The organism is Achromobacter sp. MFA1 R4 (genome assembly GCF_900156745.1).
Lineage (GTDB): Bacteria > Pseudomonadota > Gammaproteobacteria > Burkholderiales > Burkholderiaceae_B > Achromobacter.
In genome coordinates this window covers 4,593,878-4,614,528 of record NZ_LT707065.1, presented here as the reverse complement: position 1 = coordinate 4,614,528, position 20,651 = coordinate 4,593,878, and the positions used below count along the sequence as shown (strand labels likewise).

Annotated in this window: 16 protein-coding genes; 10 read left to right on the top strand and 6 right to left on the bottom strand. The window is 66.7% G+C overall.

Annotated features, from left to right (window positions below):
* The first annotated feature begins 31 nt into the window (after positions 1-31).
* The 5 genes from dapC (at position 32) to BXA00_RS21120 (ending at position 6,143) form a co-directional block, all read left to right on the top strand.
* Positions 32-1,228: a succinyldiaminopimelate transaminase gene (gene dapC, locus BXA00_RS21140; protein WP_076520374.1), complete on the top strand. Its 1,197-nt coding sequence runs from the start codon at positions 32-34 to the stop codon at positions 1,226-1,228.
* Positions 1,229-1,252: 24 nt separating this feature from the next.
* Positions 1,253-2,074: a 2,3,4,5-tetrahydropyridine-2,6-dicarboxylate N-succinyltransferase gene (dapD, locus tag BXA00_RS21135; RefSeq protein ID WP_076520373.1), complete on the top strand. Its 822-nt coding sequence runs from the start codon at positions 1,253-1,255 to the stop codon at positions 2,072-2,074.
* A complete protein-coding gene (dapE, locus tag BXA00_RS21130) occupies positions 2,074-3,213 on the top strand; it encodes a succinyl-diaminopimelate desuccinylase (protein WP_076520372.1) in 1,140 nt (379 codons plus the stop codon). Before dapD ends, dapE begins: the two co-directional genes overlap by 1 nt.
* A gap of 105 nt (positions 3,214-3,318) precedes the next feature.
* The gene (gene prmB, locus BXA00_RS21125) at positions 3,319-4,215 is read left to right on the top strand and encodes a 50S ribosomal protein L3 N(5)-glutamine methyltransferase (RefSeq protein ID WP_076520371.1); all 897 of its coding nucleotides are present in this window, start codon (positions 3,319-3,321) and stop codon (positions 4,213-4,215) included.
* Positions 4,212-6,143, top strand: coding sequence for an ABC-F family ATP-binding cassette domain-containing protein (locus BXA00_RS21120; RefSeq protein WP_156902841.1), 1,932 nt, complete (start codon positions 4,212-4,214; stop codon positions 6,141-6,143). Before prmB ends, BXA00_RS21120 begins: the two co-directional genes overlap by 4 nt.
* A 72-nt stretch (positions 6,144-6,215) precedes the next feature.
* Here the strand turns inward: BXA00_RS21120 and BXA00_RS21115 are convergent, their stop codons facing one another.
* From BXA00_RS21115 to BXA00_RS21105, 3 genes are read right to left on the bottom strand one after another with little or no spacing between them, the layout of a single operon-like run.
* On the bottom strand, positions 6,216-6,521 hold the full coding sequence (locus tag BXA00_RS21115) for a chorismate mutase (RefSeq protein WP_076520370.1): 306 nt from the start codon (positions 6,519-6,521) through the stop codon (positions 6,216-6,218).
* Positions 6,522-6,526: 5 nt separating this feature from the next.
* Positions 6,527-8,821, bottom strand: a complete 2,295-nt coding sequence (locus BXA00_RS21110; protein ID WP_076520369.1) for a UvrD-helicase domain-containing protein — start codon at positions 8,819-8,821, stop codon at positions 6,527-6,529.
* Positions 8,818-10,026: a fatty acid desaturase gene (locus tag BXA00_RS21105; RefSeq protein WP_076520368.1), complete on the bottom strand. Its 1,209-nt coding sequence runs from the start codon at positions 10,024-10,026 to the stop codon at positions 8,818-8,820. Before BXA00_RS21105 ends, BXA00_RS21110 begins: the two co-directional genes overlap by 4 nt.
* Before the next feature lie 364 nt (positions 10,027-10,390).
* On the opposite strand from BXA00_RS21105, the gene BXA00_RS21100 reads away from it, so the two are divergent.
* Positions 10,391-10,771 carry a hypothetical protein gene (locus tag BXA00_RS21100; RefSeq protein WP_231952124.1) on the top strand — a complete coding sequence of 127 codons (381 nt, stop codon included), beginning with the start codon at positions 10,391-10,393 and terminating at the stop codon, positions 10,769-10,771.
* Here the strand turns inward: BXA00_RS21100 and BXA00_RS29515 are convergent.
* The gene (locus BXA00_RS29515; RefSeq protein WP_076522048.1) at positions 10,755-12,095 is read right to left on the bottom strand and encodes an RsmB/NOP family class I SAM-dependent RNA methyltransferase; all 1,341 of its coding nucleotides are present in this window, start codon (positions 12,093-12,095) and stop codon (positions 10,755-10,757) included. The two genes, BXA00_RS21100 and BXA00_RS29515, sit on opposite strands and share 17 nt — an antisense overlap.
* Before the next feature lie 886 nt (positions 12,096-12,981).
* Positions 12,982-13,638 (bottom strand): phosphoribosylglycinamide formyltransferase, encoded by a 657-nt coding sequence (gene purN / locus BXA00_RS21090; protein WP_156902942.1) that lies wholly within the window; start codon positions 13,636-13,638, stop codon positions 12,982-12,984.
* Positions 13,639-13,763: 125 nt separating this feature from the next.
* On the opposite strand from purN, the gene BXA00_RS21085 reads away from it, so the two are divergent.
* The 4 genes from BXA00_RS21085 to coaBC all read left to right on the top strand — a co-directional run bounded on the left by BXA00_RS21085 (position 13,764) and on the right by coaBC (position 19,467).
* Positions 13,764-14,729: a bifunctional riboflavin kinase/FAD synthetase gene (locus BXA00_RS21085; RefSeq protein ID WP_076520366.1), complete on the top strand. Its 966-nt coding sequence runs from the start codon at positions 13,764-13,766 to the stop codon at positions 14,727-14,729.
* The gene (gene ileS / locus BXA00_RS21080; RefSeq protein WP_076520365.1) at positions 14,719-17,580 is read left to right on the top strand and encodes an isoleucine--tRNA ligase; all 2,862 of its coding nucleotides are present in this window, start codon (positions 14,719-14,721) and stop codon (positions 17,578-17,580) included. The genes BXA00_RS21085 and ileS overlap by 11 nt, the downstream gene beginning before the upstream one ends.
* A 2-nt stretch (positions 17,581-17,582) precedes the next feature.
* Positions 17,583-18,113 carry a signal peptidase II gene (lspA, locus tag BXA00_RS21075; RefSeq protein ID WP_076520364.1) on the top strand — a complete coding sequence of 177 codons (531 nt, stop codon included), beginning with the start codon at positions 17,583-17,585 and terminating at the stop codon, positions 18,111-18,113.
* A gap of 157 nt (positions 18,114-18,270) precedes the next feature.
* On the top strand, positions 18,271-19,467 hold the full coding sequence (coaBC, locus tag BXA00_RS21070; protein WP_076520363.1) for a bifunctional phosphopantothenoylcysteine decarboxylase/phosphopantothenate--cysteine ligase CoaBC: 1,197 nt from the start codon (positions 18,271-18,273) through the stop codon (positions 19,465-19,467).
* 173 nt (positions 19,468-19,640) lie between these two features.
* Here the strand turns inward: coaBC and BXA00_RS21065 are convergent, their stop codons facing one another.
* A complete protein-coding gene (locus BXA00_RS21065; RefSeq protein ID WP_076520362.1) occupies positions 19,641-20,630 on the bottom strand; it encodes a tripartite tricarboxylate transporter substrate binding protein in 990 nt (329 codons plus the stop codon).
* Positions 20,631-20,651: the final 21 nt, after the last annotated feature.

Genomic DNA, 20,651 nt, shown 5'->3' with positions numbered 1-20,651 from the left:
TATTGTAGCTTGCTTGTTAAAATCTTGCGTCATGAATCCGCGCCTCGATGCCCTACACCCCTACCCGTTCGAAAAATTGCGGGCTTTGCTGGCTTCTGCCAGTTCGCAACCGGACGGTCTTACGCCGATCAATCTGTCGATCGGCGAGCCCAAGCATGCCGCGCCCGAGCGCGTGGCGCAGGCCATCCGCGACAGTCTTGCGGGGCTGTCCGTCTATCCGTCCACCAAGGGCGACCCTGCCCTGCGCCGGGCGATCTCGGAGTGGCTGGCGCGCCGCTACAGCATCCCGGCGCCGGACGCCGAGACGCAGGTGCTGCCGGCGCTGGGCTCGCGCGAGGCGCTGTTTGCCTTCACCCAGACCGTCATCGATCCGTCGGCCGGCTCTGTGGTGATCTGCCCCAATCCGTTTTATCAGATTTACGAGGGCGCCACGCTGCTGGCGGGCGCCACGCCCTACTTCGTCAACGCCGATCCGGTGCGAAATTTCGGAAGCGACTGGAACCAGGTGCCGGACGAGGTCTGGAAGAAGACGCGCCTGGTGTTCGTGTGTTCCCCGGGCAATCCGGCGGGCAATGTCATGTCGCTGGACGAATGGGAGATGCTGTTCGAGCTGTCCGACCGTCATGGCTTCGTGATCGCGTCGGACGAGTGCTATTCCGAAATCTACCTGGACGAGGGCGATCCCCCGTTGGGCGGCCTGCAGGCGGCCCGGCGGTTGGGCCGCGACGGCTACCGCAACCTCGTGGCGTTTTCGAGCCTGTCCAAGCGCTCCAACGTGCCCGGCCTGCGATCGGGGTTTGTGGCGGGCGACGCGGCGCTGATCGGCCGCTTCCTGCTGTATCGAACGTATCATGGCAGTGCGATGAGCCCGCTGGTGTCCGCGGCAAGCGTCGCGGCCTGGACGGACGAGGCGCATGTGAAGGAAAACCGCCGCCAGTACCGTGAAAAATTCGACGCGGTCGTGCCCATCCTGCAGAAGGTGCTGGATGTGTCGCGGCCGCAGGCCTCGTTCTATCTTTGGGCGGCGACGCCCGGTTCGGATACGGCCTTCGTGCGCGACCTTTTTGGCCGCACCGGTGTTACCGTGCTGCCGGGAAGTTTCCTGGCGCGGGAAGCACACGGCGTGAATCCGGGCCAGGGCCGCATCCGCATCGCGCTGGTGGCGCCTCTGGCCGACTGCGTGCAGGCGGCCGAGCGCATCGCCCATTTTGTACATACTTCTGTTTGATCAACCTTTAAAAGCTGAGCCGCTATGACTCTCGACCTCCAGACCACCATTGAACAAGCCTGGGAAAACCGGGGCAACCTGTCGCCCACCGACGCCAGCGCGGAAGTGCGCGAAGCGGTTGAACAAACCATCGCCGGGCTGGATCTGGGCCGCCTGCGCGTGGCCGAGAAAATCAATGACGACTGGGTCGTGCACCAGTGGATCAAGAAGGCCGTGCTGCTGTCGTTCCGCCTGAACGACAACGCCATCATGGGCCAGGCTCCGCTGCAGTTCTACGACAAGGTGCCGCTCAAGTTCTCGGAATTCGGCGACAACGCCTTCAAGCAGGGCGGCTACCGCGTGGTGCCGCCGGCCGTGGCCCGCCGCGGCGCGTACATCGCGCGCAACGTGGTGCTGATGCCCTCCTACGTGAACATCGGCGCCTACGTCGATGAAGGCACCATGGTCGACACCTGGGCCACCGTCGGCTCGTGCGCCCAGATCGGCAAGAACGTCCACCTGTCGGGCGGCGTGGGCATCGGCGGCGTGCTGGAGCCGCTGCAGGCCAACCCCACCATCATCGAAGACAACTGCTTCATCGGCGCGCGCTCGGAAGTCGTGGAGGGCGTGGTCGTGGAAGAGAACTCGGTGCTGGCCATGGGCGTGTTCCTGTCGCAAAGCACCAAGATCTATGACCGCGCCACGGGCAAGATCACCTACGGCCGCGTGCCGTCGGGTTCGGTCGTCGTTCCCGGCTCGCTGCCGTCCGCCGACGGCACGCACAGCCTGGCCTGCGCCGTCATCGTCAAGCGTGTCGATGCGCAGACCCGCGCCAAGACCAGCATCAACGACCTGCTGAGGGCTTGATGAGCAATTCGGCCGTACTGGATCTGGTCAAGGACCTGATCGCCCGCCCCTCGGTGACGCCGGCGGATGAAGACTGCCAGGCGGCGATTGCCGCCCGGCTCGAACGCATAGGCTTCACGTGCGAGACCATCGCGCAGGGCGGCGTGACCAACCTGTGGGCCCGGCGCGGAAGCGCCGCGCCGCTGACGGTTTTCGCGGGTCACACCGACGTGGTGCCCCCCGGCCCGCGCGAGAAGTGGAACAGTGACCCGTTCGTTCCCACCGAGGTCGACGGCTGGCTGTACGGCCGTGGCGCGGCCGACATGAAAAGCTCGATCGCCGCCTTCGTGGTGGCGGCCGAGGAATTCGTGGCGGCCCATCCGCAGCATGGCGGTTCGATCGCCCTGCTGATCACGTCCGACGAGGAAGGCCCGTCCATCGACGGCACCGCCATCGTCTGCGACGCGCTGAAGGCGCGCGGCGAACAGCTCGATTACTGCATCGTCGGCGAGCCGACCTCCGGCGAGGTCCTGGGCGACACGTGCAAGAACGGCCGCCGCGGCTCCTTGTCGGGCAAGCTCACGGTCAAGGGCATCCAGGGCCACGTGGCGTACCCGCACCTGGCGCGCAACCCGGTGCACCAGTTGGCGCCGGCGCTGGCCGAGATCGTCGGCATCGAATGGGACCAGGGCAACGAGTACTTCCCGCCCACCACGTTCCAGGTGTCGAACCTGAATTCGGGCACGGGCGCCACGAACGTGGTGCCCGGCGAGGCCGTGGCGCTGTTCAACTTCCGCTTTTCGACGGCAAGCACGCCGGATAGCCTGAAGCAGCGCGTGCACGCGGTGCTGGACAAGCACGGTCTGGAATATGAACTGGACTGGGAATTGGGCGGAGAGCCCTTCCTGACGCCGCGCGGTTCGCTGACCGACGCCTTGGTGAAGGCGATCCACGCCGAAACCGGCGTCACCGCCGAACTCTCGACCACCGGCGGCACGTCCGACGGCCGGTTCATCGCCAAGATCTGCCCGCAGGTCATCGAATTCGGTCCGGGCAACGCCACGATCCACAAGGTCAACGAGCGCATCGAAGTCGCTTCGCTGGACCCGCTCAAAAACATCTATCGGCGCACGCTGGAAAACCTGCTGCTGCCCGCATGATGCCTGCGCCGGCGGGACGGAAACGCCCGCCGCGCGCGCTTTCAGCCCCCTTTTCCAGGGGGCGCTTTTCCGTTACCCCCTGGGGCGGTGATCCGAATGCCTGATATGAATCCAACCTCCCGCGAAGAACTGCAGACCGTGCGCGACCTGATCCGCTACGGCGTCTCGCGCCTGAACGGCGCCCAGGTGGCGCTCGGACACGGCAGCGACAATGCCTGGGACGAGGCGGTCTACCTGACCCTGCACGCGCTGCACCTGCCGCTGGACACGCTGGATCCCTTCCTGGACGCCCGCGTGGTCCGCGAAGAGCGCGAGCGCGTGCTGGACCTGCTGGACCGGCGCGTGACCGAGCGCGTTCCCGCCGCCTACCTGACGAATGAAGCCTGGCTGCGCGGCCACCGGTTCTATGTGGACAAGCGCGTGATCGTGCCGCGCTCGCCGATTGCGGAACTGCTGGACGCAGGCTTGTCGCCCTGGGTACAGGACGCACTGGCCGTGGAAAACGTGCTCGACATGTGCACCGGCTCGGGTTGCCTGGCGATCCTGTCGGCGCTGGCCTTCCCCTATGCGCACGTGGACGCCGTGGACGTCTCGGCGGACGCACTGGAAGTGGCGCGCCGCAACGTGGACGATTATGGTCTGGCCGACCGGCTGGACCTGCACGAAAGCAACCTGTTCGACAGCCTTCCCGCGTGCCAGTACGACGTGATTGTCTGCAATCCGCCGTACGTGAACAGCTGCTCCATGGACGTGCTGCCGCAGGAATACCTGCACGAGCCCCAGCTGGCTCTGGCCGGCGGCGAGGATGGCATGGATCTCGTGCGCCGCATCCTGGCCGCGGCGCCGCAATACCTGACGCCAAACGGCGTGCTGGTGCTGGAAATCGGCCATGAACGGGATTTCTTCGAGGCTGCCTTCCCGCAGCTTTCGCCGGTATGGCTGGACACCGAGGAAGCCTCGGACCAGCTTCTGCTGCTGACCCGCGAGCAATTGACCCTGTGATACGCGCTACTGGACTGACCCTGCGCCGCGGCACGAAGGTGCTGCTGGACGGCGCCGAATTCGTCGTGAACCCGGGTGAACGGGTGGGGATCGTGGGCAAGAATGGCGCGGGCAAGTCCTCGCTGTTCGCGCTGCTGACCGGCTCGCTGGACCCGGACGCCGGCACGCTGTCGCTGCCCGCCGGCTGGCGCATTGCCAGCGTCGAGCAGGAACTGCATGCCGACGACCGCCCTGCCCGCGAATTCGTCATCGACGGCGACACGCATCTGCGCGCGCTGCAGGCGCAGCGTGCCGCGCTGTCGGACGATCAGGGCACGCAGATCGCCGAGGTGGAATCCGCGCTGGTCGAGGCAGGCGCCTGGAGCGCGCCCTCGCGCGCCGAGCAACTGCTTGCCGGCCTGGGCTTCAAGCCCGCGGAATGGACGCAGCCAGTCGAGAACTTTTCCGGCGGGTGGCGCATGCGCCTCGCGCTGGCCCGCGCGTTGATGGCCCCGTCCGAACTGCTGCTGCTGGACGAGCCCACCAACCACCTGGATCTGGACGCGATGCTGTGGCTGGAGAAATGGCTGGCGGCCTACGAAGGCACCGTCCTGCTGATCTCGCACGACACCGAATTCCTGGACGCCGTCGCGCGCTCCATCCTGCACTTTGACCATGCCAAGCTGACGCGCTATCGGGGCGGCTACGGCGACTTCCTGACGCAGCGCGCCGAGCGCCTGCGCCAGTCGAATATCGCCTACGAACGCCAGACCCGCGAGACGGCCCGCCTGCAAGGCTTCATCGACCGTTTCAAGGCCAAGGCCTCCAAGGCCAAGCAGGCGCAAAGCCGCGTCAAGGCGTTGGCGCGCATGCAGGTGCTGGCGCCGCTGCAGGCCGAAGCCGGCATCGACATCCGCATCCCGTCGCCCGAGCAGGTGCCCGACCCCCTGCTGACGCTGGAACACCTGTCGGCGGGCTATACGGACGCCGAGGGCAACGCCGTGCCCATCCTGCGCGACGTGACCCTGATGGTGCGCGCGGGCAGCCGCGTCGGCGTGCTGGGCGCCAACGGGGCCGGCAAGAGCACGCTGATCAAGACACTGGCCGAAGAACTGCCGGTGCAGGCGGGCGAGCGCCGCGCGTCGCGGGGCCTGGCGATCGGCTATTTCCACCAGCACCAACTCGACATGCTGGACGTGGACAGCACCCCGATCGCGCACCTGGCCCGCCTGGCGCCCGAGGCGCGCGAACAGGAACTGCGCAATTACCTGGGGGGCTTCGGATTCTCGGGCGATACGGTGACCAGCAAGGTCGGCCCCATGTCCGGCGGCGAAAAGGCGCGGCTCGCGCTGTCGCTCATCGTCTGGCAAAAGCCCAACCTGCTGCTGCTCGACGAACCCAGCAACCACTTGGACGTGGAGACGCGCGAGGCCCTGGCCACGGCGCTGGCCGATTTCGGCGGCAGCATGCTGCTGGTATCGCACGACCGCCATCTGTTGCGCACGACTGTGGACAGTTTCTGGATCGTGGCGGACGGCGCGGTGCGCGAGTTCGACGGGGACCTGGAGGACTACCGGGACTGGCTGGCGGCGCGCAATGCCGATGAGCGCGCGGAAGCACGCGAAAGCGCCGACAGCGGCGAGCCCGTCGTCGACCGCAAGGCGCAACGGCGCGCGGAGGCCGAGCAGCGGCAGCGCCTGTCCGCCCTGCGCAAGCCCCTGGAATCCAAGCTGGCCAAGGTGGAATCCGAGATGGAAAAGCTGCGCGCCAAGCTGCACGCCCTGGATGCCATCATTGCCGATCCCGACCTGTACTCGGACGCACGCCGCGCCGAACGCCAGAAGGTCATGTCGGACCACGGCGAACACGGCAAGCGGATGGGGGAACTGGAAGAGCAGTGGCTGGAGCTGCAGGGCTCGCTGGAAGAGATAGACCAGAGCGAAGCCTGATCGGGACGGCGGCCGTCCAGAGGCCGCCGACGCCCGATGCCTGGCACGCCAAGCATCGGGCGCTGCCTGCAATTACGAGTACGGACGCTCGCGCAGGCGGGTGTGGTGGTCGATCACGGTGTCGATCACTTCGCGCAGGATGGCTTCGCCGAGGTCGGGCGGAACGCCGGCCTCCACCGCGAGACGGCGGATGCGCTCGATCTGCTGGGCTTCGCGCTTGGGATCAACCAGGTCCATGCCATGGTTCGTCTTCAGCTCACCGATCATGTCCGTGCAACGGAATCGCACGCCCAGCAACAGCATGATCTGCTGGTCGATCTCGTCGACCTCGGCGCGCAGCGACGCCAGCTCGGCTTTGGGGGAATCGTCGTTGGCCATATGTGTCACCCCTGAACAATGTCAAGCTTCGCGATGCCCAGCGCCAGGGTCTTGGCGCCGACGTCGCGGAAGTGGATTTCCGCCTGGGCGTCCTGTCCCGCGCCGCTCAGGCCGATGATCGTGCCGTCGCCAAACCGCGCATGACGGACGCCCTGACCTACACGATACTGCTTGTCGCCCACCGTGACGCCCGTCGCGACCCCACGGGGTTGACGCGGCGCAATGGTGTTGGTCGGCTTGCGGCCAAAGGCATCGCCGCGATTGCCGCCGCCCCAGCCCGCGCCCGTGGCGCTGACCGGCGCCAGTCCGGCCTTGGGTGTCAGCCACTTCAGGTGCTGCTCGGGAATCTCGTCCAGGAAGCGCGAACGCATGGCATAGCGCGTCTGGCCATGCAGCATCCGGCTTTGCGCCAGGCTGATGTACAGGCGTTGGCGCGCGCGCGTGATCGCCACGTACATGAGGCGGCGTTCTTCCTCGAGCCCCGCGGGTTCGAGGATGCTGTTCTCGTGCGGGAACAGGCCTTCCTCCAGGCCGGTGATGAACACGGCGTCGAACTCCAGGCCCTTGGCGGCATGCACGGTCATGAGCTGGACCGCATCCTGGCCTTGCTGGGCCTGGTTGTCGCCCGCCTCGAGCGCCGCATGCGACAGGAACGCAGCCAGGGGCGTCAGGCCCTCGCCCGCCACCGCCGGCGCATCGACCACGCCCGGCATGAGCGTGGACGAGGTGTCATGGTCGGGCACCACGCCGGCCGGCAGGCCGTCGTAGTTTTCCTCGGAGGCGAACACGGCTGCGGCCGTGATCAGTTCGTTCAGGTTTTCCAGCCGCTCGGCGCCTTCGCGCTCGGCCTTGTAGTGGGCGTTCAGGCCGCTGGACTCGAGCATGTGCTCGACCATTTCGGGTAGCGGCAGGTCGCGCGTTTCTTCGATCAGCCGGTGGATCATCTGCGCGAACTGCGCGAGATTGGATCCGCCCTTGCCGCCGACCAACGCCACCGCGCCATACAGGCTGGTGTCGTGCGCCCGCGCGGCATCGGCCAGCTGCTCCAGCGTGCGCGCCCCGATCCCGCGCGTGGGAAAGTTGACCACCCGCATCCACGACGTATCGTCGTGCGGATTGGCCATCAGGCGCAGGTAGGCCAGCGCGTGCTTGATTTCCTGGCGCTCGAAAAAGCGCAGGCCGCCGTAGACCTTGTAGGGAATGCCGGCGGAAAAGATGGCGTGTTCGATGACGCGCGACTGGGCGTTGCTGCGATACAGCACGGCGATCTCGCGGCGGTCGCTGCCTTCGTGGATCAGGGAACGGATTTCGTCCACGATCCACTGCGCTTCCATGCCGTCGGAGGGCTGCTCGATAACGCGGACCGGCTCGCCCTCGCCCTGGTCGGTCCAGAGATTCTTGCCCAGGCGGCCCGAATTGTGTCCGATGAGCGCGTTGGCCGAATCCAGGATGTGCCCGTAGGAGCGGTAGTTCTGCTCCAGGCGGATCACGGTGCCGTGCGCGTAGTCGCGCTCGAAGTCGGCCATGTTGCCGACGTTCGCGCCGCGGAAGGCGTAGATGGACTGGTCATCGTCGCCCACCGCGAAGATGGCCGCGCCGCCGCCCGCCAGCAGCCGCAGCCACTTGTACTGCAGCGTGTTGGTGTCCTGGAACTCGTCGACGAGGATGTGGCGGAACCGGCGCTGGTAGTGCTCGCGCACGGGCGCGTTGCGCGACAGCAATTCATAGGCGCGCAACAGCAGCTCGGCAAAGTCGACCACGCCCTCGCGCTGGCACTGGGCCTCGTAGAGCTGGTAGATCTCGATCAGGCGGCGGCGATGGGCGTCGTAGGCCTCGACGTCCGCCGGACGCAGACCTTCTTCCTTGGCGCCATTGATGAAGCGCTGCACATCGCGGGGCGGATACTTTTCGTCGTCGACGCCATTGGCCTTCATGAGGCGCTTGATGGCCGCAAGCTGGTCCGTGACATCGAGGATCTGAAAGCTCTGCGGCAGGCCGGCATCGCGATGATGCGCGCGCAGCATGCGGTTGCACAGGCCGTGGAACGTGCCGATCCAGAGGCCGCGCGTATCGATCGGCAGGATGGCCGACATGCGCGCCAGCATCTCGCGGGCGGCCTTGTTGGTGAACGTGACCGCCAGAAGCCCAAAAGGCGAAGCCTGGCCGGTTTGAATCAGCCAGGCCATGCGGGTGGTGAGCACCCGGGTCTTGCCGCTGCCCGCCCCGGCCAGGACCAGGGCGTGCTGCGGTTCTAACGTTACTGCGGCGCGTTGTTCAGGGTTGAGCTTCTCTAGCATCATGCCGCGTAGCGGCGCAGATGTTGAGCGAACTGCTCAAGCCCAGCGATGCCGCTTTGCTGGGCGCGCTGGCACCAGGCCTGCAGGTCGTGAAGAAGCTGTTCGCTGCTGGCGCTGGAGCTTTCCCAGATGCGGCCGAGTTCGCGGCGCATCTGCACCAGCGTCGACAGCGACTTGTTCTGGGCGATGGCCTTGTCCACGGCGGCCAGTTGCTCGGGCTGCAGGATTTCTTCGTTGCGGTGGATGGCACGGCGCACACGGTGCAGCTTGGTATAGCCACATTCGGCGTTGCCTTCCTGGCGCGAGGCCTTGAGCTTGGCCAGTTCTTCGCGGGCAGCGCTCTTGATCACGTCCGCGTAGCGGGCCATGACCTCGTAGCGGTGGGTGATGACGCCTTGCAGCGTGCGCAGGTCGATGCCCGTGCGGGAGTCGTCCAGCTTGAGCTTGGGCGCGACCTTCTTGACCTTGGCCAGGCCGAAGAACTTCAGGATGCTGATATAGCACCAGCCGATGTCGAATTCGTACCACTTGGCCGAGAACTTGGCCGACGTGCCATGGGCGTGGTGATTGTTGTGCAGTTCTTCGCCGCCGATCACGATGCCCCACGGAAACACGTTGGTGCTGGTGTCCGGGCTGTTGTAGTTGCGGTAGCCCCAGTAGTGGCCGATGCCGTTGACGACGCCAGCCGCCCAGAACGGGATCCATGCCATCTGGACTGCCCACACCGTGACGCCGATGGCGCCGAACAGGGCGATGTCGATCGCGAGCATGGTCAGCACGCCCCACAGGCTGTGCTTGCTGTAGACGTTGCGCTCGAGCCAATCGTCCGGCGTGCCGTGGCCGAACTTGGCCATGGTTTCCTTGTTGTTCGATTCTTCGCGGTACAGTTCCGCGCCGCGGAACAGGACCTTCCAGATGCCGAACAGCATGGGCGAGTGCGGGTCACCTTCCTTTTCGCATTTGGCGTGATGCTTGCGGTGAATGGCCACCCATTCCTTGGTGACCATGCCGGTCGTCATCCAGAGCCAGAAGCGGAAAAAGTGCATGACAGCCGGATGCAAGTCCAGACCGCGGTGCGCTTGGCTGCGATGGAGGAATACCGTGACCGCAACAATCGTGATGTGGGTCACGACCAAAGTGAAAACGACGATCTGCCACCAAGTCGCTTGGGTCAGGCCGCCGGCAATGAAGGAGAGGATGTAATCCATATAGCTGTTATGAGCCTCGCTTGAGAAGTGGCTGAAAGTTTAGCTTACCTTAGCCGTCTGATGACAATCTAGTTTCAAAATAGTTATTGAGAGAAATCAAGGACTAAGACGCGGTTTTGAGCAAAAAGCCGCACTCTGCGCGCCGGAAGCGCGCCCGGAACCTTGGCCAGTGCCGAGGCAAACGGGGTTTCGCCCCGCCCGAAACGCCCGGGCATTCGCATCGGCACCCTATTTTGGCTACATTGCGCGATTAAAGTTCCTGTCAGGCGGGGCGGCAGTCTTGAAGACGCCACGATACCGGGTCACACTGGCCCCTTTCGCCCGCCAAATTGTCTCATTTGCCCCACTGATGGCTGTCAATACAATGCGTCACTGTTTTTTCACCGCCCTGGCCGCGCTCGGCCTGGCATTGCCGGTCCTCGCCTCGGCGCAAACGCTGAAATCCGGGGACGTGGCGGTCCTGGCCTCTTACTATGAAATTCGCGGATCGGACTGTCTGGCGCTGCGGGCGCCGCGCGTGTCGATCACCCGGATGCCGACGCTGGGCAAGGCCAGCATCATGCAGACGCGCGGGCAATCCAACGACTCCGGGCGTTGCGCATACAAATCCGTGCCGGTGGCGCAGGTGGTCTACCAGGCGGACCAGCCGGGCTCCGATACGCTGTCCTGGGAAGTGAAGTACCAGAACAAGACGATCGGAACCCGCCGTTACAGCGCCACCGTGGGCGTCACGCCGGGTCCTTGACCCCGCTTTCGTCTTCAGCGGCGGCTTCCGTGCTGGCAGTTTCGGGCTCAGCTTCGGCCGCGGCGCCGTCGTCTGCTGCGGCAGCCTTTTTCCGGCGTTCGAACACGGCCGCAAAGAAGCCATCGGTGCCGTGCAGGTCGGGGCGCAGTTGCACGTACGGACCTTGCAGTTTCAAGGTCTCACAACGGGCGCCCAGGATTTCGGCCGCATCCAGGCGCTCGAAATCCGGGTGGCTGGCCAGGAAACGCTCGGCCTGCACCTCGTTTTCCTCGGCCAGCAGGCTGCACGTGGCGTAGACGAGGCGACCGCCCGGTGCGACGCAGCGCGCCGCGCTATTCAGGATGCGCTCCTGCAACTGGCCCAGTTCGGCCAGCGCCTCGGGGTGCTGGCGCCATTTCAGGTCCGGATTGCGGCGCAGCGTGCCGATGCCGCTGCAAGGCGCATCGACCAGCACACGCTGGGCCTTGCCGGCCAGGCGCTTGACGCGGGCATCGTTCTCGTTGTCGATGACGACGGGCACCACGTTCGACAGACCGCTGCGCGCAAAGCGCGGCTTGGCGCGCGCCAGACGGGCCGCCGACACGTCGAAGGCGTACAGCCGGCCCGTCGAACGCATCAACGCCCCCAGGAGCAGCGTCTTGCCGCCCGCGCCCGCGCAGAAATCAATGATCATCTCGCCGCGGCGCGGGGCGACCAACAGGGCCAGCAACTGGCTGCCTTCGTCCTGGACCTCGATGCTGCCGTTCTCGAACTGGGGCCAGCGATTGATGGCGGGACGGCCTTCCATGCGGATGCCCCAGGGGGAATACGGCATGGCGGTCGGCGCGTAGCGGCCCGCGCTTTGCTGCAATTCGGCCAGCATGGCGTCGCGCTCGGCCTTAAGCGGATTCACGCGCAGGTCCAGCGAGGCCTGGCGGTTCAACGCCTCGACCAGCGTCTCGGGGCTGTCCATGGCGCTCAAGCGCTCATCCAGCCAGTCGGGAATACTGCCGCGCACCGCGCGGGGCAAGGTGGCCACATCGATTCGCGCAACACGCTGGAGCCATTCGGCCTCGGCGCCGTCCATGCCCTCTTGCAGGGCTTCGGCGCCCAGCGTCGCATTCAAGCCCAGGATGGCCAGACGGCGCGAAGCCGGGCCGACGCCGCTTTCCGCATACTGGCGGTAGCGGCGCAGGTGGCGCAGCACGTCGTAGACGGCCTCGGCAACCTCGGAGCGGTCGCGCGCGCCAAGGTTCGGGTGCTGGCGCAGCCAGTGCGACAGCGACGCGTCGGCCGGATAGGTCCATTGCAGGATTTCTCCGAGGACACGCTGGACCTGATCGATGCGGATGGCTGCGTGGGACAGGCGCGGACGGTTGAATTGGGGCTTTTGCGGCGCGTGATCGCGGTCGCCGCCACGATGCTCGCCGCGCTGGCCGGCAAAGGCCTGGCGGGAATCCGGGCGGTCGTGGCCTTCGCGGCGATCCTGGCCGTAGGAACCGCGGTCGGTGCCGCGGCTGTCGCCGCGCTGGCCGCCGAAGGACGGGCGGGAGTCCGGGCGGCCCTGGCCTTCTCGGCGATCCTGGCTGTAGGAACCGCGCTCGCCGCCACGGCTGTCGCCGCGAGAGCCGCCGAAGGATGAACGGGAATCCGGGCGGCCCTGGCCTTCGCGGCGATCCTGGCTGTAGGAACCGCGATCGCCGCCACGGCTGTCGCCGCGCTGGCCGCCGAAGGAGAAACGAGAATCCGAGCGACCCTGGCCTTCGCGGCGATCCTGGGAGTAGGAACCGCGCTCGCCACCCCGGCTGTCGCCGCGCTGGCCGCCGAAAGACGGGCGGGAATCCGGACGGACCTGGCCTTCGCGACGATCCTGGCTGTAGGAACCGCGCTCGCCACCGCGGCTGTCGCCGCGCTGGCCGCCAAAGGATGGGCGGGAATCCGGGCGGCCCTGGCCTTCGCGCCGGTCTTGGGCGTACGAGCCGCGCTCGCTGCCGCGGCTGTCGCCGCGCTGGCCGCGCTCTTCGCGGGCGCGGTCCGCGGGCTCGGCCCGATCGCGCGACACCGGTTTGCGGGCATCGCCCTTGGGGCGCGAGAAAAAGGACCGGCCGTCGCGCCCTTCCGTGGCGGCTCCGAAGGAACCGGCCGGGCGGGAACGCGGGGATTGGGGTTTAGTCATGGTGTATTCCAGTGGGACGGAGGTGTTCCGTCCGATAAATGCGATTCTGGGCCGATCAGGCGGCCGGCGACCAGGAGAATAAGCGGGCTGGGTCGCCCTTGACGTCCACGCGATGGTCGCTGGTCAGGGTAACCCGGCCTTCGGCCAGCCAGCGCACGGCTGCCGGAAAAGCCTTATGTTCCACAGCCAGCACGCGCGCGGCCAGCGATTCCGGCGTGTCCCCCGCCAGCACCGGCACGCAGCCCTGGGCGATGATGGGACCGTGGTCCAGGACCGGCGTGACGAAATGCACGGTGCAGCCATGGACGCGCACACCGGTCGCCAGGGCCTGCGCATGGGTGTGCAGGCCCGGAAATGCCGGCAGCAGCGACGGATGGATGTTGACCAGCCGGCCGGCGTAATGATTGACGAACCCGGGCGTCAGGACCCGCATGAATCCGGCCAGGATGACGTAATCGGGCGCGTAGCGGTCGACTTCAGCGGCGAGCGCGGCGTCGAAGGCTTCGCGGCTGGCGTAGTCCTTGTGATACAGGGCTGCCGTGGGGATGCCCTGCCCCGCGGCCCAATCGAGGCCGGCGGCGTCGGGACGGCTGGCGATGACCGCGGCAATTTCCGCCGGCCAGCCCTCGTCGCGACAGGCCTGGGCCAGCGCCTGCATGTTGCTGCCCCGTCCCGAAATCAGGATGACGAGACGGCGCTTGGTAGAAGATATTTCCGGCAAGATGAACAATTCCAAGGCAATTCGGACGGGTCCGCCGCGGTTCGCCGGACGCGCGGAACGGCCGGCGCGGGCGGGATAGGAACAAACCCGTAATCCAAAATTGTAAACTCTCGCTCGTGAAACCATCGCTGCGCATCTACCGATCCCTTCCCCCGCCTGACCGGCGCGCCCCTTGCGCGCTGACAATCGGCAATTTCGACGGCGTCCATCGCGGACACCAGGCCATGCTCGCCCGCGTCTGCCAGGTCGCGCGCGAACGGGGGCTGGCGCCTGCGGTGATGACCTTCGAACCGCACCCGCGGGAGTATTTCGCTGCCCTGAACCAGCGCCCCGAACTGGCGCCCACCCGCATTTCCGGCCTACGCGACAAGCTGTCCGCCCTGGCGCGCTACGGCATTACGCAGGTCGTGGTGGAGCGGTTCAATGCGCGGCTGGCCGAGATGTCCGCCAACGCCTTCATCGAACAGCTGCTGGTGCAGGGCCTGCAGGCCAAGTGGCTGCTGGTCGGCGAGGACTTCCGCTTCGGGCACAAGCGCAGCGGCGATATCGACCTGCTACGTGAAGCCGGCATGATGCACGGCTTCGAGGTGCAGACGCTGGCGGACGTGACGGACCGGCAGGGCCATCGCATTTCCAGTTCCGAGGTGCGCACCGCGCTGGCGGTCGGCGACCTGGAGCGCGCCCGCCATCTGCTGGGACACCCTTTCCATATCAGCGGCCACGTCATCCACGGCCAGAAGCTGGGCCGCACATTGGGCTATCCCACCATGAACCTGCGGGTGGCCGAAAGATGCGCGGCGCGCTCGGGCATCTACGTGGTGCAGGTCCACGGCCTGGCCGACCGGCCATTGCCCGCCGTGGCAAGCCTGGGTGTGCGCCCGACGGTCGAGGACCGCGGCCGCGTGCTGCTCGAGACGCACTTGCTCGGCGAGACCCTCAATGCATACGGTAAACTCGTACGCGTCGAATTCCTGCAAAAGTTGCGGGACGAAGAAAAATTTCCTGACCTCCCTTCCCTGACTGCCGCCATCGCCGAAGACGCGCGAAACGCGCGCGCCTATTTTGCCGTTCATGGACTATAAAAAGACCCTCAACCTGCCCGATACCCCCTTCCCCATGCGGGGCGACCTCGCCAAGCGCGAGCCCGCCTGGATTTCGCAATGGGAGGAAAACCACGTCTACCAGGCGATCCGTGCGGCCAGCCGCGGCCGGCCCCGCTTCGTGCTGCACGACGGCCCGCCCTATGCGAACGGCGACATCCACATCGGCCACGCGGTCAACAAGATCCTGAAGGACATCATCGTCAAGAGCCGCAACATGGCCGGCTATGACGCGCACTACGTGCCAGGCTGGGACTGCCACGGCATGCCCATCGAAATCCAGATCGAAAAGAAGTACGGCAAGCACCTGCCGGTGGCGGAAGTGCAGTCCAAGGCCCGCGCCTACGCGCTCGAGCAGATCGACCGCCAGCGCAAGGACTTCAAGCGTCTGGGTGTGCTGGGCGAATGGGATCGTCCGTACATGACGATGAACTACAGCAACGAGGCCGACGAAATCCGCGCGCTGGGACGCATCCTGGACAAGGGCTACGTGTTCCGCGGCCTGAAGCCCGTGAACTGGTGCTTTGACTGTGGTTCGGCGCTGGCCGAGGCCGAAGTGGAATACGCGGACCGCGTGGACCCGGCCGTCGACGTCGCCTTCCCGTTTGCCGACCATGCCAAGCTGGCTGGCGCGTTCGGCCTGGACTCGGTGGACGACGGCGCCATCGTCATCTGGACGACCACGCCCTGGACCATCCCGTCCAACCAGGCGCTGAACGTGCATCCGGAAATCGAATACGCCCTGGTGCGCGTGTCGCCGGCGCCTAAGTTCGGTCCCCTGCTGCTGATCGCCAAGGAACGCGTCGAAGCCTGCCTGAAGTCCTGGGAGCTGGAAGGCGAAGTCATCGCCACGGCGCCCGGCGAGGCGCTGTCAGGCATCGAATTCCGCCATCCGCTGGCGCAGTTCAATGCGGCCTACGATCGCAAGGCGCCCGTCTACCTGGGCGACTACGTGACGGCCGACTCCGGCACCGGCGTGGTGCACTCGGCGCCCGCCTACGGTATCGAGGACTTCGTGTCGTGCAAAGCGCACGGCATGAAGGACACCGACTTCATCAGCCCGGTGATGGGCGACGGCAAGTACGTGGACAGCCTGGCGCTGTTCGGCGGCCTGTCGATCTGGGAGGCGAACCCCAAGATCGTCGAGGCCCTGAAGGAAGCCGGCGCGCTGATGCACGTCGAAAAGCACAAGCACAGCTACATGCACTGCTGGCGCCACAAGACGCCGATCATCTACCGCGCCACCAGCCAATGGTTCGCGGGCATGGACGTGGCCCCCAAGGATGGCGGCCCCACGCTGCGCGAATCGGCGCTGGCCGGCATCGACGCCACGGCGTTCTACCCCGCCTGGGGCCGCGCGCGCCTGCACGCCATGATCGCCAACCGTCCGGACTGGACCCTGTCGCGCCAGCGCCAGTGGGGCGTGCCGATGGCCTTCTTCGTGCACAAGGAAACCGGCGAACTGCACCCGCGCACCGCCGAGCTGCTGGAGCAGGTGGCGCAGCGCGTCGAGCAAGGCGGCATCGAGGCCTGGCAAGGCCTGGACCCGCGCGAGCTGCTGGGCGACGAGGCCGACATGTACGAAAAGAACCGCGACACGCTGGACGTGTGGTTCGATTCGGGCAGCACGCACGCCACGGTGCTGGGCGGCAAGGACGGCGAATTCGCCGGTTCGCACGGCGCCGAGCTGGGCTGGCCCGCCGACCTGTACCTGGAAGGCTCGGACCAGCATCGCGGCTGGTTCCATTCGTCGCTGCTGACCGGCTGCATGCTGTATGGCCAGCCGCCCTACAAGGCCCTGCTGACGCACGGCTTCGTGGTGGACGGCCAGGGCCGCAAGATGAGCAAGTCGGTGGGCAACGTGATCGCCCCGCAAAAGGTGTCCGACTCGCTGGGCGCGGAAATCCTGCGCCTGTGGGTGGCGTCCACCGATTACTCGGGCGAGCTGTCCATCTCGGACGAGATCCTCAAGCGCGTGGTGGAAGGCTATCGCCGCATCCGCAACACGCTGCGCTTCCTCTTGGCCAACCTGGCTGATTTCGACGCGGTGTCGCAGGCCGTGCCCTACGGCGAGCTCTTCGAAATCGACCGCTATGCGCTCGCCATGACCGCGCAGATGCAGTCCGAAGTGCAAGCCTTCTACGAACGCTACGACTTCCATCCGGCCGTCTCGCGCCTGCAGACGTTCTGCTCGGAAGACCTGGGCGCGTTCTACCTGGACATCCTGAAGGACCGCCTCTACACGTCGGCCCCCGACAGCCGCGCCCGCCGCTCGGCGCAGACGGCCCTGCTGGACATCACGCAGACGCTGCTCAAGCTGATGGCCCCCATCCTGTCGTTCACGGCCGAAGAAGCCTGGAAGGAACTGGTGGCTTCCGCGCTCAAGAATCAGGCCGACGCGGCCCGCACGACGATCTTCACCGAGGTCTACCACGCGCTGCCGCCGTTTGCCGACGCCGAAGCCCTTTCGGCCAAGTGGACGCGCCTGCGCGCCATCCGCGCCGACGTCCAGCGCAAGCTGGAGGAAGTGCGCACGGCCGGTGACATCGGTTCGTCGCTGCAGGCCGAAGTGGACCTGTACGCAAATGGCGAAGACCAGCTGTTGCTGGCCAGCCTGGGCGACGACCTGCGCTTCGTGCTGATCGTCTCGCGCGCTACCGTGCACGCGAGCGAAGGCGAGACCCGCATCGAGGTCACGCCGTCGGCCCACAAGAAGTGCGAACGCTGCTGGCACTGGCGCCTTGACGTGGGCCAGGACGCGGATCATCCCGAGATCTGCGGCCGCTGCGAGTCCAACCTGTTCGGCTCGGGCGAAGCCCGCGACAAGGCTTGAACATGGCCCGCCCCTCCGAACACGGGGTGACGGGCGCCGCCCCCGCCCGGCCCGCGCCGGCGCGCGTGGGCGGCTGGCTGGCGCTGGCCTTGCTGATCATCGTGCTGGACCAGTTGACCAAGGTCTACTTCAACACGGCATTCCAGTACGGCGAACGCGTCAACGTCCTGCCCTTCTTCGACTTCACGCTGGTGTTCAACCGCGGGGCTGCGTTCAGCTTCCTGGCGTCCGAAGAAGGCTGGCAGCGCTGGCTGTTCACCGGGCTGGGCAGCGTGGCGGCGGTCGTCATCGTCTGGATGCTGCGCCGCACGCACGGACAGCCGCGCTTCAGCCTGGCGCTGACGCTGATCCTGGGCGGCGCCATCGGCAACGTCATCGACCGCGTGGTGTATGGCCACGTGGTGGACTTTCTGCTGTTCTACTGGAAAGACTGGCAGTTTCCCGCCTTCAACCTGGCGGACGTCGGCATCACCTGCGGCGCGGTGCTGCTGGTGCTGGACGAATTGCTGCGCGCCCGCAAACCGCAGGCCTGACGGTCGCAAGGCGGGCCGGCGCCCTGCCCGGCCCCCTGCGGCTTTTGTCCGGCTTGATGCCCCCTGAAGGCATGACGAACGGCGCGATGCGGCAATGCAGAATAAAATCCCTCTCAATTCCTCGATTTCGCGGCGCTGAACCCGTCGCCCCGTCCTCATGCTCGATCTCGCCCGCAAACGCATCGTCCTCGGACTGACCGGGGGCATCGCCTGCTACAAAATCGCCGAGCTCGTGCGGCGCATGACCGAACAAGGCGCCACCGTCGACGTGGTGATGACCGAGGCGGCCACGCACTTCATCACGCCCGTCACCATGCAGGCGTTGTCCGGCAGGCCCGTGTTCGTGGACGCCTGGGACGCGCGCGTGCCCAACAACATGGCGCACATCGACCTGACGCGGGGCGCGGACGCCGTGTTGATCGCGCCCGCCAGCGCCGACTTCATGGCCAAGCTGGCGCACGGCATGGCCGACGACCTGCTGTCCACGCTGTGCCTGGCGCGCGCCTGTCCGTTGCTGGTGGCGCCCGCCATGAACCGCGAAATGTGGGCCAACCCGGCCACGCAGCGCAACGTCGAACAGCTCCGCGCTGACGGCGTCACCGTGCTGGGCCCCGCGGCGGGCGAACAGGCCTGCGGCGAAACCGGCGACGGCCGGATGCTCGAGGCCCATGAGCTGCTGACCGACCTGATCGCCTTCTTCCAGCCCAAGCTGCTGGCCGGCCGCCACGTGCTGCTGACCGCCGGCCCCACGTCGGAACCCGTGGACCCCGTGCGCGTGCTGAGCAACCGGTCTTCCGGCAAGACAGGCTACGCCCTGGCGCGCGCCGCGCGCGAGGCCGGCGCCCGCGTCACCCTGATCACCGGCGCCACGTTCCTGCCCGTTCCGCGCGGCGTGACCGCGCTGCCCGTCACCACCGCCCGCCAGATGCACGATGCCGTCATGGCCAGTGTCGGCGACGCCGACATCTTCATCGCCGTGGCCGCGGTGGCGGACTGGCGCGTCAAGAACGTCAGCACGCAGAAGCTGAAGAAAACCAGCGAAGGCGGCGGCGCCCCGTTGATGGAATTCGAACCCAATCCGGACATCCTGGCCGAAGTGGCCAAGCTCGAAAACGGCCCGTGGTGCGTGGGCTTTGCGGCCGAAACCGAAAAGCTGGCCGAACACGCGGAAGCCAAGCGCGCGCGCAAGGGCATCCCGCTGCTGGTCGGCAACCTTGCGCACAAGGTCATGGACGCCGACACCACCGAGCTGGTGCTGTTCGACGCGCAGGGCACGCACCCGCTGCCGGCCGGCGACAAGCTGGACGCCGCGCGCCGCCTCATCGCGGAAATCGCGGCGCGCATGCCGGTTTGAACGGAACACGCATCGGATCGCTGCGCCAAGCCGACACCCGCCCGCGTTTGCCGGCGCGCCCGGCATCGTCAGCCGGATCGACATGAAAAAACGCCAGACCCGTAACGGGTCTGGCGTTTTGCCTTGCAGCGCGTGAACCGGCTTGAACCTGCCTGAACCGGCTTGCGGCGTGTTTACTGCTCCAGGCTGATGTTCGCGGCCTTGACGATGTCCGCCCATTGCTTGCGGTCGTTTTCCAGGAACGCGGAGAACTTTTCCGGCGCCATCCCGGTGACGGGCTCGGAGCCCAGGCCGGACATCTTCTCCACGACAGCGGGCTGCTTCAGCACGTCCTGCAGGGCCGCGTAATAGGCGGCCAGCACGTCGGCGGGCAGGCCGGCCGGGGCGAACACGCCCTGCCACGTGGGCATGTCAAAGCCCTTCAGTCCCTGTTCGTCCAGCGTGGGGACGTTGGGCAACTGGGCGGCGCGCTTGATCGACGCCACGGCGATGGCTTTCACCTTGCCTTGCGAGGCCAGCGGCGCGGCGGTGGAGATGTTGTCCATCGTCATGGCGATGTGGCCGCCGAGCAGGTCGGTGATCACGGGCGCCGCGCCACGGTAGGCGGCGTGGGGGACCTTGACGCCCAGCTTGTACAGCATGGTCTCGGCGATCAGGTGGTTGGAAATGCCCACGCCCGCGGTGCCATAGGTGGCGGTCGGGGTCTTCTGGAAGTACTCCTTCAGTTCGGCCAGGTTGTTGGCCGGCACGTCCTTGTTCACGATGACGACGTTGGGCTGCACGGCGGCCAACGTGATGGGGGTGAAATCGGCGGGCTTGTAGTTCGTGCCCTTGGGATTGAGGACATGGGTGATGGCCATGGAACCGGCCGCGGCGATGCCGATGGTGTAGCCGTCGGCGGGCGCCTGGCTCAGGCGGTAGGCCATGATGTTGCCGCCGGCGCCGGCCAGGTTTTCGACCACGACCGGCTGGCCCAGGCGCGCGGAGAGCGGCTCGGCCAACAGGCGGGCCAGCGTATCGGCCGAGCCGCCCGGGGCAAAGCCGACGAGCAGGCGCACCGGCTTGGCGGGCTTCCAGGCGTCGGCGGCATGGGCGGAGGTGGCCGCCAGCGCGGTGACGGCAAACAGTGCGCCAGCGGCGCGGTGCAGGGTACGGCTGAACATGAAAAAACTCCCAACAATGAT

Coding starts and splice junctions, on each gene's coding strand:
- lspA (WP_076520364.1), top strand. CDS start 17,583: ATGGCCCGCCCCTCCGAACACGGGGTGACGGGCGCCGCCCCCGCCCGG.
- coaBC (WP_076520363.1), top strand. CDS start 18,271: ATGCTCGATCTCGCCCGCAAACGCATCGTCCTCGGACTGACCGGGGGC.
- BXA00_RS21100 (WP_231952124.1), top strand. CDS start 10,391: ATGCGTCACTGTTTTTTCACCGCCCTGGCCGCGCTCGGCCTGGCATTG.
- BXA00_RS21115 (WP_076520370.1), bottom strand. CDS start 6,521: ATGGCCAACGACGATTCCCCCAAAGCCGAGCTGGCGTCGCTGCGCGCC.
- dapE (WP_076520372.1), top strand. CDS start 2,074: ATGAGCAATTCGGCCGTACTGGATCTGGTCAAGGACCTGATCGCCCGC.
- BXA00_RS21065 (WP_076520362.1), bottom strand. CDS start 20,630: ATGTTCAGCCGTACCCTGCACCGCGCCGCTGGCGCACTGTTTGCCGTC.
- prmB (WP_076520371.1), top strand. CDS start 3,319: ATGAATCCAACCTCCCGCGAAGAACTGCAGACCGTGCGCGACCTGATC.
- ileS (WP_076520365.1), top strand. CDS start 14,719: ATGGACTATAAAAAGACCCTCAACCTGCCCGATACCCCCTTCCCCATG.
- dapC (WP_076520374.1), top strand. CDS start 32: ATGAATCCGCGCCTCGATGCCCTACACCCCTACCCGTTCGAAAAATTG.
- BXA00_RS21110 (WP_076520369.1), bottom strand. CDS start 8,821: ATGATGCTAGAGAAGCTCAACCCTGAACAACGCGCCGCAGTAACGTTA.
- BXA00_RS21105 (WP_076520368.1), bottom strand. CDS start 10,026: ATGGATTACATCCTCTCCTTCATTGCCGGCGGCCTGACCCAAGCGACT.
- dapD (WP_076520373.1), top strand. CDS start 1,253: ATGACTCTCGACCTCCAGACCACCATTGAACAAGCCTGGGAAAACCGG.